This window comes from Pseudonocardia sp. 2-7 (assembly GCF_056341085.1).
On the sequence record NZ_CP094507.1, the window covers coordinates 884,974 to 897,315 of the forward strand.

The following is a 12,342-nucleotide window of genomic DNA, read 5'->3' on the forward strand; positions in this document are numbered from 1 at the left end:
GGGACGATGTCCAGGGGTGGGTGCGGGCGCGTGGCCGCCGGGCACACGACGTGGCCCGGCGTGCCGGGTCCCGGATCGTCGCCCGGCTCGACGGACGGGGCCGTGGTCGTCGCCGCAGGTGGCCTGCCGGCGCCGGCATCCCGACCGTGTGCCGGCGGGACGGCGTCAGGCGTCGGGGTCGCGTTCCGCCTCGGCCAGCTTCTCCTCGATGCGGGTGCGGGCGCCGGCGAGCTGGGCGTCGCAGCGCTTGGCCAGGGCCTCGCCGCGCTCCCACAGTGCGACGGACTCGTCCAGGCCGAGGCCGCCGACCTCCAGCGCGCGCACGACCTCCACGAGCTCGTCGCGGGCCTTCTCGTAGCCCAGGGTCTCCACTGCCGGTCGGTCGCTCATCAGGTCTCCGGGTCGGTGGTGGTCACGGTGGCGGCGACGGCGCCGTCGGCGACCCGGATCCGCAGGCCGGTGCCGGCGGGCGCGTCGGCGACCGACCGCAGCAGCGGGGGCACGTCGTCGTCGGTGCGGTCGGCGAGCTGCACGATCGCGTAGCCGCGGGCCAGGGTCGCGGTCGGGCCGAGCGCGGCGAGCCGGGCACCCAGGTGCTCCAGCTCCGACGACGACCGGTCCAGCCGCCGCAGCACCGCGCGGTGGGCGGCGGCGCGGGCGTCGGCGATCTCGCCCTCCCGGGAGGTGACCATGCGCAGCGGGTCGGCCAGCACCGGCCGTCGCCGCAGGTCGTCGAGGCGGTGCTGCTCCCGGTCGACCCAGCCGTGCAGCGCGCGGCGGGCCCGGTCGCGCAGCCCGGCGATCCGCGCGGTCTCCTCGCCGAGGTCGGGCACCAGGCTGCGTCCGGCCTCGGTGGGGGTGGAACAGCGCACGTCGGCGACGTGGTCGACCAGCGGGGTGTCCGGCTCGTGCCCGATGGCCGACACGACCGGGGTCCGGCAGGCGGCGACGGCGCGGCACAGCGTCTCGTCGGAGAAGGGCAGCAGGTCCTCGACGCTGCCGCCGCCGCGGGCGAGCACGATGACCTCGACGTCCGGGTCCCGGTCGAGGGCCCGCAGCGCGCCGACGACCTGCTCGACGGCGAGCCCGCCCTGCACCGCGACGTTCTCGATCCGGAACCGCACCGCGGGCCAGCGCGAGGTCGCGTTGCGGACGACGTCGTGCTCGGCCGCCGAGTCGCGCCCGGTGACCAGGCCGATGGTGTGCGGGAGCAGCGGCGGGCGCCGCTTGAGGGCCGGGTCGAACAGCCCCTCGGCGGCGAGCAGCCTGCGCAACCGCTCGATCCGGGCCAGCAGCTCGCCGAGCCCGACCGCGCGGATCCGGTCGACGCGCAGCGACAGCGTGCCGCGCCCCAGGTAGAACGACGGCTTGCCGTGCACGATCACCCGGCTGCCCTCGGTCACGGCGCCGCCGGCGTCGCGCACCAGCGACGACGGCGCCGTCAGCTGCAGGGAGATGTCGGCGGCCGGGTCACGCAGGGTCAGGAAGGCGGTTCCGGAGCGGGCGTTGACCTGGGCGAGCTGGCCCTCGACCCACACCGCGCCGAGCCGGTCGACCCACTCGGCGATCTTGCGGGCGACCGTGCGGACCGGCCACGGGTCCTCCTCGGAGGTCGTGGCGCTCAACGGTTCTCGGACACCGTCGCGATCCGGTTCGTCAGCATCGTGACGTACGGCGGCCGGTTCTCGTGCGCGGTCTCCCAGGCGAGGAGGTCCGCGAGGTCGTCGAGGCTCAGCGTGCGGAGCTTGCCGCGCAGCTGGGGCACGGTCATCGTCGGGTACTCGGGCAGCGCGGCGGGCGCGGCCGCACTCGCCTCGGCCCGGTTCGACGCCGACGCCGGACGCGGCGACGCGGGCGACCGGTCGATCGGGATGCCGGTGCGGGCGGGCCGCAGCGACGACACGGTGCCGTTGCGCCCGGCCGGGGGAGCGGCGGGCGGCAGCGGCGGGGCGATCGGCTCCGGGTCGGGCAGCGAGAGGTCGGCGCCGTCGGCCAGGTCGTCGTCGAAGGTCGCCCAGCTGGGGATGTCGTCGGCGGGACGCAGGGTGCCCAGCGCGCGGTCGCCCTTGATGGCGAGCTCGGTGATCCGCTGCTGGAGCCGCATGGACACCTGCAGCGCCTGGCTGACCGCGGTCACCGGCAGCTCGACGGCGTGCCGCGGCAGCTCTCGGGCCTGCTCGACGGCGGTCACGACGAGGCCGGCGGCGATCCGCACGGGGAACGGCAGCGGAGACATGCACGCCATTGTCCCCTCATCCGCGGCCGCCTGTCGCGCCGGGCGCGCCGGGAGCCGGTCGGGCCGGTCACGTACGGCTGCCCGCTCCCGGGCCGGTCCGTACCCTGGGGGCATGTCCGGTTCTGCCAAGCAGGTCCTGCTCGCCAAGCCCCGCGGCTACTGCGCGGGCGTCGACCGTGCCGTCGAGGCGGTGGAGCAGGCGCTCGACCAGTACGGCGCCCCCGTGTACGTCCGCAAGGAGATCGTGCACAACAAGCACGTGGTGGAGACGCTGCGCGAGCGCGGTGCGATCTTCGTCGACGAGGCGTCGGAGGTTCCGGAGGGCGCGCACGTGGTGTTCTCCGCGCACGGCGTCTCGCCCGCGGTCCGCGACGAGGCCGCGGGCCGGAACCTGCAGACCATCGACGCGACCTGCCCGCTGGTGACCAAGGTCCACCAGGAGGCGAAGCGGTTCGCCCGCGAGGACTACGACATCCTGCTCGTCGGGCACGCCGGGCACGAGGAGGTCGAGGGGACCTCCGGTGAGGCGCCCGAGCACATCCAGCTCGTCGAGTCCGCCGCCGACGTCGACTCCGTGACCGTCCGCGACCCGGAGCGGGTCGTGTGGCTGTCGCAGACCACGCTGAGCGTCGACGAGACGATGGACACCGTCCGTGCGCTGCGCGAGCGGTTCCCGAAGCTGCAGAACCCGCCGTCGGACGACATCTGCTACGCCACGCAGAACCGCCAGGTCGCGGTGAAGACGATGGCGCCGCGCTGCGACCTGGTGCTGGTCGTCGGGTCGCGGAACTCGTCGAACTCGGTGCGCCTGGTCGAGGTCGCGCTGGGCGCCGGGGCCGGTGCCTCGTACCTGATCGACTACGCCCGCGAGATCGACGAGTCCTGGCTCGACGGCGTCACGACGGTCGGGATCACCAGCGGTGCGTCGGTCCCGGAGATCCTGGTGCAGGGTGTCGTCGAGTACCTCGCCGAGCGCGGCTTCGGCTCGGTCGAGGAGGTCGACACCGCCGAGGAGACGCTGACCTTCTCGCTGCCCCGCGAGCTGCGCCCGCCGCGCGGCCGGTCGCTGGGCCTGACCCCGGTGAACTGACCCGCGGCACACACGACGGAGGCCCCGGACCGAACCGGTCCGGGGCCTCACGTGTGTACGGGGCGGGGATCAGCCCGCGGCGCGGTCCGCCTGGACCTGCTTCGCCGACACGACCTGCACCTGGTCGCCGATCTGCAGGGTGTCGAACCAGAGCTTCGCGTTCTCCGGGGTGAGCCGGACGCAGCCCGCCGACGGGGTGTCGGTGCGGCCCTCGTGGAAGGCGATGCCGCCGTCCTGGAAGAACACCGCCCACGGCATCGGGGCGGGCTCGCCGTTGGTCATCGTGTACTCGCCGCTCTTGTGCAGCTGCTCCTTGCGGTAGACCCGCAGGGAGTGGCCGACCGGGGTCTCCTTGCCCGGGCCGCCGATGGCGACCGGGACGGGCCCGTGGGTGATCTTCCCGTCGGTGAACAGCCAGGAGCGCTGGGTGTCGAGGTCGACGCAGGCGCGGGCCGTGACGGTGCACGGGGTGCCCGCGACGAGCGGCTGGTCACGGAAGGCCTGCGCGGCCGGGGTCCCGGCGATCGCGGTGCCGACGCCGATCAGCGCGACGGCCACGGCGACCAGCGCGACGACGATCGCGGGTCGCGTCCTGCGGGGGCTGCGGGTGGTCGACAATGGCTCTCCAGTGGTTCCGGCGTGCGTCGGGGAGCGGCGGGGTCACGCCGTGCCCCCCGATGGGAAGACGCTCGGGAGTGCAGTGGGTTGCTCCCATTGTCCGATCCGTCGCCACCCGGGCGGTCTGCGGGGTACGTTCCGGCCGTCCACCTGGGCGGATGCGTCCGGACGACCGTGGCTGCGCCGGACGGCCGTCAGCGGGTGTCGCGGCGTGTCCGGCCGGTCGCGCCGCGTGTCGATCCGCGGGAGGGCTCGGAGCGGGACGGGTCGGTGCGTGAGGACCCGGCGCGCGAGGAGCCGGGCCGCGCGGCCCCGACCGACCGTGCGACGGATCCGGTGCGCGAGACCCCGGTGCCGGTGGACCCGGTACGGCCGGTGGACCCGGTGCGGGCCGTGTCGCGGCGCGCGGAACCGGTCGGTGCCGACCCGGTGGCCGACCCGGCGCGGGCGGTGCCCGTCGTGCGGGACCGGGACGCGGTCCCCGTGGTCGCGCCGCCCGCGCCGCGCGGAGCCCGGGACCGCCCACCGGGGCCGTCGGGGTCGTACCCGCCCGGGTCGCGGCCCAGGCGCTGCCGCAGCCGGCCGACGGCGTCGTCCGGGCCGAGGCGCTGGCGCAGCACGCGCAGACCGGCGACGAGCAGGACGACCAGCGTGGTCACCGCCATCGCCGGGAACGCGTTGATCAGCGGGGCGCCCGCCATGAGCAGGCTCTGCGCCGTGCCGCCGCCGGACGGGGCGCCGATCAGCACCGCGACCAGCGGTACGACGACGGCGAGCAGCAGCGGCGGCTGCACGGCCGGCAGGAACAGCCCGCGCCGGCGGACCCAGGACACCGCGAGCACGCAGCCGAGCAGGTAGCAGACCTCGAACACCCGGCCGACCGTGCCGATCCGCAGCAGGTCCACCAGGACGCCGAGGGCGGTGGTGCCGACGGCCAGACCGGTGGCCGCGAGCGGCGGGACACCGAGGACCGGGGGGAGCAGGGACCGCTCACGCACCGGCCAGCCCCCGCGCGCGGGGGCTGGGCCCCGGCCGGGCCGGCGGGCCGAGCTCGATCGGGCCGTGGTCACCCGGTCAGCCTAACCCCTCCCGCCACGGTGTCCCGGTCGCCTCGTCGCGTGCCGTGTCGCCGTCGCCGAACGTGCCCGGATGTGCGCCGTCGGGTCGGCCGCCGCCGGATCGGGTGCCGTCCGGCCGGTGGTGGTCGGGCCGCCCGAGGTCCTCGAGGGACACCAGCGAGTCCCCGGCGGAGGCGACCAGCTCGGGCGCGGAGACGCCGCGCGGGGTCCGGTCGACCGTCGCGGGCGTCCCCAGCTCGGTGTCGGACACCTGCAGCTCGGTGAACTTCCGGGCGCTCACCAGGACCCGCGCCTCCAGTGAGGAGACGGTCCGGTTGTAGCTGTCCACCACCGCGTCCAGGCTGCGGCCGAGCTTCGCGACGTGCGTGCCCATCGTCGCGAGGCGCCCGTGCAGCTCGCGCCCGAGCCGGTGCACCTGGGCGGCGTTGCGGGCCAGGGCCTCCTGCTTCCAGCCGTAGGCGACGGTGCGCAGCAGCGCGACGAGGGTGGTCGGCGTCGAGAGCACGACGTTGCGGCCGAAGGCGTACTCCAGCAGCCCCGGGTCCGAGCGCAGCGCCGCCTCGAGGAACGGGTCGCCCGGCACGAACAGCACCACGAACTCCGGTGTCGGCTCGAACGACTCCCAGTAGGCCTTGGCCGAGAGCTGGTCCACGTGCGTGCGCAGCTGCCGGGCGTGCGCCGCGAGCCGTTCGGTGTGCACGTCCGGGTCCGAGGCCTCGACCGCCTGCAGGTAGGCCGCGAACGGCACCTTCGCGTCGACGACGACCTGCTTGCCGCCCGCGAGCCGGACCAGCATGTCCGGGCGGACCCCGCCGTCCTCCCCGGCGGCGGACACCTGGGTGGAGAAGTCGCAGTGCTCGAGCATCCCGGCCATCTCCGCGACCCGCTGCAGCTGCATCTCGCCCCACCGGCCCCGCACCTGCGGTGCCCGCAGCGCGTTGACCAGTGCCTTCGTCTCGGTGCCGAGCTTGTCCGAGCTCGCCGCCATCGCCCTGACCTGCTCGCGGAGCCCGGCGTAGGCGGACTCGCGCTCCTTCTCCACCGTCCGCAGCTGCCCCTCGACCCGGCCCAGCGCCGCCGAGACCGGGTCGAGCAGCTGCTCGACGGCCTTCGCGCGGGCGGCCTGGTCGCCGTCGGCCTTCGCCGCGAGCGCGGCGGTCGCCTCCTTGAGCCTGCTCTCCGCCAGCGCCACGAACGCCTCGTTGTTGCGGGCCAGCGCGTCCTGCGACAGCGCGGCGAAGGAGTCCTTCAGCTCGGCCTCGCGGCGCACCGTCGCGGCCTCGGCCCCGGCCCGGGCCTCCCGCTCGGCGCGCAGCGCGGCGGTGGCTCCCGCGGCGTCGGACTCGGCCCGCCGGGCGCGGACCGTCGCATCGTCGAGGGACTCGTGCAGCTCCTCGACCCGTTCGAGCAGCGCGGCGCGCTCGGCGCGCAGACCCGCCGCGTCGGCCCGGGTGGTGGCGGCGGTGTTCGCGGCGGCCCGGGCCGCCTCGGCCGCCTCGGCCCGGAACCGGGCGGCGGCCACCGACCAGACCACGGCGGCGGCGACCGCCGCACCGAGCAGCGATCCGAGGAGCAGGCTGAGGACGTCCACCCCCGCAGCGTGCACCGCACCCCCGACAGTTCCGCGCCGCCGCAGCTCAGCGGCGTGTCCGGAGCCGGGTGTCCCGCACGGGCACGCACGGGGGACGGCCGGCGGCCGGCCGGGTTGCCCCGGCGAGGCGGATGCCACGCCGGGCGAACCGGTTCGCGATGCACACGTCTTCCCCGGTGTCGGACCTCCGGGGGGCCGACGGTCCGGGCCGGGGGGCCCGGGCGCACCGCGAGGGTGAGAGAGGTACCTGTGATGACCACCCGACTCGCCCGCACCATCGGCCGTACGGCCGCCACGACCACCGCCGCCCTGGCGGTCGCCGCCGCGGCCGTGCTCGTCCCGGCCGGGGTCGCCTCGGCCGCACCCGCGACGCCGGCGGGGGACCCGGCGCCCAGTGCCTGCCGCCCGGCGAACCAGCAGGCGACCGTCCACCCGGCCCCGGGCAGCGCCGGACACCGTCACTACACGGTCGTGCTCAGCGCGGCCCCCGGCACGTCGCCGTGCCTGCTGTCCGGATCGCCGTCGGACCTGGTGTTCAGCCTGAACGGCTCGCCGCGCGCCTCCGGGGTCGCGGTGCCCTACGGCGACCAGACCCGCGCCGTCGAGTTCGGGCCGGGCGAGCCCGTGCGGTTCGACGTGCAGGTCCGCGACTCCGCCGGGCCCGCCCGGGCGAACGAGCTGCAGTTCTCGCTGCACGGTCCCGGCGGTGACGTCCCGGGCGGCTTCCTGGCCCGGGGGCCGATCGGCGTCGACGCCGGCATCCAGGTCGGCCCGGTCACCGAGCGCTGACCCGGGGCGCCGCCCCGGACCACCGGCCACGCGGCGGCCGCGGTGCGCGATCCGCGGCCGCCGCGGCGGTCTCAGACCGCCTCGTGCTCCAGCAGCCACCGCTTCACGGCCAGGCCGTAGCGGAACCCGCCCAGGCCCCCGTCGGTGCGCAGCACCCGGTGGCACGGGACGAACAGCGCCGCCGCGTTGAACGCGCAGGCGCCCGCCGCGGCCCGCACCGCCGCGGGACGGCCGGTCTTCTCGGCGTAGCCGGTGTAGGTGACCGGTGCCCCCGCGGGGACGGTCCGCAGCACGTCCCACGCCAGCTCCCGGTAGGGGCCGGACCGCTGGCGGACGGGCACGTCGTCGATCACCGAAAGGTCGCCGCCGTGGTAGCGGTCGACCGCCTCGCCGACCGCGCCGAGGTCGCCCTCGACCACGGTCGCCGGGGCCAGCGAGCGGTGCACCAGGGCGAGCAGCTCGTCGACCGAGGCGGTCCAGCCGGAGGCGAGGACGTGTCCGTCGTCGTCGACGACGGCGGTGAACGGCCCGGCCGGGGTGTCCCGTGTGGACCAGGTCGCTGTGCTCATGCGCTCCTCCGAGGAGTGGTGGTGGCGGCGGCCGTCGCGGCCCGCCAGAGATGGGTGGCGGCGTAGGACCGCCAGGGGGCCCAGGCGTGGGCGCGCGCGGTCAGCGCCGCCTCGTCGCCGGGCAGTCCGAGCGCCTCGGCCCCGCGGCGCACCGCGAGGTCGGAGGCGAGCAGCTCGTCGGGGTCGCCCAGGACGCGCATGGCCAGGTGGCCGGCGCTCCACGGACCGATCCCGGGCAGCGCGCACAGCTCGGCGCGCAGCCCGTCCGGGTCGCGCCCGGGGTCGAGGGCGAGGGTGCCGTCGGCGAGCGCGGCACACAGCCCCCGCAGCGACGACGCCCGCCGCGCCGGCCCCGCGATGTCGGCGTCGGCGAGGGTCCCCGGCCCGGGGAACAGCAGGTGCGGCCCGTCGTCGTCGCGCAGCTCGGCGGGCAGCGGCGTCCCGTGCACGGCCGCGAGACGGGCCGCGGAGGTACGGGCGGCGGCGACCGACACCTGCTGGCCCAGCACCGTGCGCACCGCCGTCTCGGCCGGGTCGACGGTGCCCGCCAGCCGGATCCCGGGCGTCGCGGCGACCAGCGGGGCGAGAGCGTCGTCGGCGCCCAGCACGGCGTCGACGGCGAGCGGGTCGGCGTCGAGGTCGAGCAGCCGGCGCAGCCGGGACACCGCGGGCCCGACGTCCCGCGGGTCGGACGCCCGCAGCGTCGCCACCACGGCCCCGGCCCGCGCGGTCAGGTCCAGCGCGACGACGGCCGGTCCGTGCGGCAGCCGCAGCGTGCGCCGGTACGTGCCGCCGGTGACGGCCTCGACGCCGTCGACGGCGCGGGCCGCGAGGTGGTCGAGCAGGCCGTGCGGGTCGAACGGGGACCGGTAGGGCAGGCGCAGGACCAGCGCCCCCGGCGGGCCGGGCTCACGGGTCCGCGACCGGCGGGCGGCCTCGGCGCGCAGCTGCGAGGGCGGGACGCCGTAGACGGTGCGGACGGTGTCGTTGAACTGGCGGACGCTGCCGAACCCGGCGGCGAACGCGACGTCGGCCAGCCCGAGCGGGGTGGTCTCGACCAGGATGCGGGCGGTGTGCGCGCGCTGCGCGCGGGCCAGGGCCAGCGGCCCGGCGCCCACCTCGGAGGTGAGGATCCGGCCGAGCTGACGGGGCGAGTAGCCCAGCCGCGACGCGAGCCCGGGGACCCCGTCGCGCTCGACGACGCCGTCGGCGATCAGGCGCATGGCCCGCCCGGCGGCGTCCGCGCGCAGGTTCCACTCCGGCGAGCCGGGGACGGCGTCGGGCAGGCACCGCCGGCAGGCGCGGTAGCCCGCGGTCTGCGCGGCGGCCGCGGTCCGCAGGAACTCGACGTTGCGCGAGCGCGGAGGCGGCACCGGGCAGGACGGGCGGCAGTAGATGCCGGTGGTGCGCACGGCCGTGACGAACTGGCCGTCGAACCGCGCGTCCTTGGCGGCGACGGCGCGGTAACAGGAGTCGTGGTCGAGCAGCACGGCACCGACGATGCCACTGGGCGGCCGTCGTCACTGGCGGGAATCGGTCACCGGTGTCCGGGGTCCGGTCTACGGGCAGAGCGCGCCCGACACCCATCCCTGCTCGCAGGCGAAGCGGACCTCCTCCTCGCGCGAGGCGTCCCGGTCGGGGACCCCCGACGGGCGCTCACGGGTCCGCTCCGGGGTGGCGCGCGGCGGGTCGGCCGGGGCCGCGGTCGCGACGGGGGCGGGCTCGACCCGTTCGGGGGCCGCCGTCTCCCGCTCCCGGGTGACGCCGCCGGTGTCGTCGCGCACGACGGGTGCGCTCGCGCCCGACGGTGCCGGGGCCGGGACGAGCGGCGGGGGAGCGGGTGCCGGCGGGGCGGGTGCGACCGGCGGTGCCGGGGGCAGTGCGGGCTCCTCCCGGCCGGCCGCGGTCAGCGACACCGCGGACACGGTCCCGGCGGTGGTCAGGACCGCGACCCCCGCGGTCAGCAGGGCGTGCATTCCGGGCAGGCGCACGACGTCCCCCTCGGTCTCGGTCGTCGAAGCTCGGCCCGGACGGAGGTGGTGCGCGGCCGTCCGGGTGATGGGAGCGGGTCGACGATGGCTCTACGTCACCTGTGCGTCGTGCGACGGAGTATGCCTTACGCCCGAAGGAGCAATGTCGGCGACCGACGGTGATCTTCCGCGGTGGGTGTCGTGTCCTGGCCCCGGGGTGGGTACGGGATCATGGTCGTCGGCACGGACGAACTGGAGGCGATCATCGCGACCGAGGCCGTCGAGACCGGCCCCGGGCCCCGTCGCGCCGGGCGGGCGACCGCGGCCCGCACCCGCATCGTCGGGTGGGTCCTGCTGCTCGTGCTGGCCTCGCTGGGCGTCGTCACGCTGCTGACCTGGATGCTGCTGATCGACGAGACCGACCGCCGGATCGACGGCGCGCTGAACTCCGAGATCGCCGAGTTCGCCCGCGTCACCGAGACCGGCGTCAACCCGACGACCGGCCAGCCGTACTCCTCGGTCGACGAGATCCTGCGGTCGGTGATCGCCGCCAACGTCGCGCGGCCGAACGAGAAGTTCCTCGGCTACCTCGACGGGCGCTTCCGTTGGGAGTCCCGGCGGACCAGTCCGCGGGTGCTGCTGCGCGAGGACCCGGCGTTCGCCGCGCTGGTCGCGGACGTCCGCCGTCCCACCCGCGGCTCCTACCTCAGCTCGGCGGGCGAGGTGCGCTGGTCGGCACTGCCGGTCGGGCTCGCCGGCGACCCGCAGCGCGGCGTCATCGTGATCGGCTACTTCACCGAGCGCGAGCACGACTTCGCCCACGAGGCCGCGCGGCTGATGGGGCTGGTCGGGTTCGGGACGGCGCTGCTGTCCGCGGTCGGGGCGTGGCTGGTGGCCGGGCGCATCCTGCGGCCGCTGCGCGACGTCGCCGCGACGGCCCGCACCATCACCGGGCGGGACCTGTCGCGCCGGGTGCCGCAGCGCGCACGGGCCCGCGACGAGATCGCCGAGCTGGCCACCACGCTGAACGCGATGCTCGACCGGGTGCAGAGCGGGATGGTGTCCCAGCGGCGGTTCGTCGACGACGCCGGGCACGAGCTGCGCACCCCGATCACCATCGTCCGGGGGCACCTCGGGGTGCTCGACCCGCGCGACCCCGACGACGTCGCCGAGACCGTCGCCCTGGTCGACGACGAGCTGGAGCGCATGAACCGGCTGGTGTCGGAGATGCTCGCGCTGACCCGGGCCGAGCAGCCGTCGCTGCTGCGGACCGAGACCGTCGACGTCGGCGTGCTGACCCGGGAGCTGTTCGAGAAGCTGACCGGCCTCGCCGACCGGGACTGGCGGCTGGAGTCGGTGGCCGCGGTGCGGTGCCGGCTGGACCCGCAGCGGATCACCCAGGCCGTCGTCGCGCTGGCCGACAACGCGACCCGGTTCACCGGTGACGGCGACCGGATCGCGCTCGGCTCGGAGGCGGTCGACGGGCGGGTGCGGATCTGGGTGGCCGACTCCGGACCGGGCGTCGCACCGGAGGACCGGCACCGGGTGTTCCGGCGCTTCGCGCGCGGCGACGACGCGCCCCGCTCCGACGGCGCCGGGCTCGGGCTGTCCATCGTCGAGGCCATCGCGACGACACACGGCGGCCGCGTGCTGCTCGAGAGCACACCCGGGCACGGGGCGACCTTCACGCTGGACCTGCCGAGGAGCGAGACGTGAGCAGCCGGATCCTGGTGGCCGAGGACGAGCCGCGCATCGCGTCGTTCGTGAAGAAGGGCCTGGTCGGGGCCGGGTTCGAGGTCACGGTCGTCGCCGACGGGGCCGGTGTGCACGACCACGCCGTGACCGGTGGGTTCGACCTGCTGGTGCTCGACATCGGGTTGCCGGGGATGGACGGCTTCGAGGTCCTGCGCCGGCTGCGGGCGGCGGGCAGCGCCGTCCCGGTGATCATCCTGACCGCGCGCGACAGCGTGCACGACACCGTCGCCGGGCTGACCGGCGGCGCCGACGACTACATGGCCAAGCCGTTCCGGTTCGAGGAGCTGGTGGCCCGGATCCGGCTGCGGCTGGAGCGCGCCCGTCCCGTCCCGGACCCGGACGTGCTGACCTTCCACGGGCTCGAGCTCGACCCCCGTACCCGGCACGTGAGCGTGCACGGCCGCACCGTCGAGCTGTCGACGCGCGAGTGCGCGCTGGCCGAGACGTTCCTGCGTCACCCGGGCCAGGTGCTGTCCCGCGACCAGCTGCTCCGGCTGGTGTGGGGGCCCGCCGAGTCGGGGGCGTCGTCCAACGTCGTGGACGTCTACGTCCGCTACCTGCGCCGCAAGCTCGGGCCGCAGTGGATCGCGACCGTGCGCGGCGCGGGCTACCGGCTCGAACCGGGCTGAGCAGGGCCGACTACCC

At 76.3% G+C, this 12,342-nt stretch carries 13 protein-coding genes; 4 read left to right on the forward strand and 9 right to left on the reverse strand.

What is annotated here, in order from left to right; genetic code table 11:
- Nucleotides 1-165 precede the first annotated feature (165 nt).
- The 3 genes from MTO91_RS04520 to MTO91_RS04530 are packed head-to-tail and all read right to left on the reverse strand — an operon-like array spanning nt 166 to nt 2,236.
- The gene (locus tag MTO91_RS04520) at nt 166-390 is read right to left on the reverse strand and encodes an exodeoxyribonuclease VII small subunit (protein ID WP_251785782.1); all 225 of its coding nucleotides are present in this window, start codon (nt 388-390) and stop codon (nt 166-168) included.
- Nucleotides 390-1,625 carry an exodeoxyribonuclease VII large subunit gene (xseA, locus tag MTO91_RS04525; RefSeq protein WP_476653871.1) on the reverse strand — a complete coding sequence of 412 codons (1,236 nt, stop codon included), beginning with the start codon at nt 1,623-1,625 and terminating at the stop codon, nt 390-392. The genes MTO91_RS04520 and xseA overlap by 1 nt, the downstream gene beginning before the upstream one ends.
- Nucleotides 1,622-2,236, reverse strand: coding sequence for a lipid droplet-associated protein (locus MTO91_RS04530; RefSeq protein WP_476653872.1), 615 nt, complete (start codon nt 2,234-2,236; stop codon nt 1,622-1,624). The genes xseA and MTO91_RS04530 overlap by 4 nt, the downstream gene beginning before the upstream one ends.
- Before the next feature lie 112 nt (nt 2,237-2,348).
- On the opposite strand from MTO91_RS04530, the gene MTO91_RS04535 reads away from it, so the two are divergent.
- Nucleotides 2,349-3,326: a 4-hydroxy-3-methylbut-2-enyl diphosphate reductase gene (locus MTO91_RS04535; RefSeq protein ID WP_208818834.1), complete on the forward strand. Its 978-nt coding sequence runs from the start codon at nt 2,349-2,351 to the stop codon at nt 3,324-3,326.
- Between the two features lie 69 nt (nt 3,327-3,395).
- On the opposite strand, the gene MTO91_RS04540 is transcribed toward MTO91_RS04535, so the two are convergent.
- The 3 genes from MTO91_RS04540 to MTO91_RS04550 form a co-directional block, all read right to left on the reverse strand.
- On the reverse strand, nt 3,396-3,944 hold the full coding sequence (locus MTO91_RS04540; RefSeq protein ID WP_208818835.1) for a L,D-transpeptidase: 549 nt from the start codon (nt 3,942-3,944) through the stop codon (nt 3,396-3,398).
- Between the two features lie 194 nt (nt 3,945-4,138).
- Nucleotides 4,139-4,942 (reverse strand): DUF6542 domain-containing protein, encoded by an 804-nt coding sequence (locus tag MTO91_RS04545; protein WP_476653873.1) that lies wholly within the window; start codon nt 4,940-4,942, stop codon nt 4,139-4,141.
- 76 nt (nt 4,943-5,018) lie between these two features.
- Nucleotides 5,019-6,614 carry a DNA recombination protein RmuC gene (locus MTO91_RS04550; protein ID WP_251785776.1) on the reverse strand — a complete coding sequence of 532 codons (1,596 nt, stop codon included), beginning with the start codon at nt 6,612-6,614 and terminating at the stop codon, nt 5,019-5,021.
- 252 nt (nt 6,615-6,866) lie between these two features.
- On the opposite strand from MTO91_RS04550, the gene MTO91_RS04555 reads away from it, so the two are divergent.
- Nucleotides 6,867-7,403, forward strand: coding sequence for a hypothetical protein (locus tag MTO91_RS04555; protein WP_476653874.1), 537 nt, complete (start codon nt 6,867-6,869; stop codon nt 7,401-7,403).
- Nucleotides 7,404-7,474: 71 nt separating this feature from the next.
- On the opposite strand, the gene MTO91_RS04560 is transcribed toward MTO91_RS04555, so the two are convergent.
- From MTO91_RS04560 to MTO91_RS04570, 3 genes are all read right to left on the reverse strand, one after another.
- On the reverse strand, nt 7,475-7,972 hold the full coding sequence (locus tag MTO91_RS04560; protein ID WP_476653875.1) for a methylated-DNA--[protein]-cysteine S-methyltransferase: 498 nt from the start codon (nt 7,970-7,972) through the stop codon (nt 7,475-7,477).
- The gene (locus MTO91_RS04565; protein WP_476653876.1) at nt 7,969-9,462 is read right to left on the reverse strand and encodes an AlkA N-terminal domain-containing protein; all 1,494 of its coding nucleotides are present in this window, start codon (nt 9,460-9,462) and stop codon (nt 7,969-7,971) included. Before MTO91_RS04565 ends, MTO91_RS04560 begins: the two co-directional genes overlap by 4 nt.
- 69 nt (nt 9,463-9,531) lie before the next feature.
- Nucleotides 9,532-9,963 (reverse strand): hypothetical protein, encoded by a 432-nt coding sequence (locus MTO91_RS04570; RefSeq protein WP_476653877.1) that lies wholly within the window; start codon nt 9,961-9,963, stop codon nt 9,532-9,534.
- Nucleotides 9,964-10,143: 180 nt separating this feature from the next.
- Between MTO91_RS04570 and MTO91_RS04575 the strand changes: the two genes are divergently transcribed.
- Nucleotides 10,144-11,658 carry a sensor histidine kinase gene (locus MTO91_RS04575; protein WP_476653878.1) on the forward strand — a complete coding sequence of 505 codons (1,515 nt, stop codon included), beginning with the start codon at nt 10,144-10,146 and terminating at the stop codon, nt 11,656-11,658.
- Nucleotides 11,655-12,326: a response regulator transcription factor gene (locus tag MTO91_RS04580; protein ID WP_476653879.1), complete on the forward strand. Its 672-nt coding sequence runs from the start codon at nt 11,655-11,657 to the stop codon at nt 12,324-12,326. Before MTO91_RS04575 ends, MTO91_RS04580 begins: the two co-directional genes overlap by 4 nt.
- The last annotated feature ends 16 nt before the right edge of the window (nt 12,327-12,342 follow it).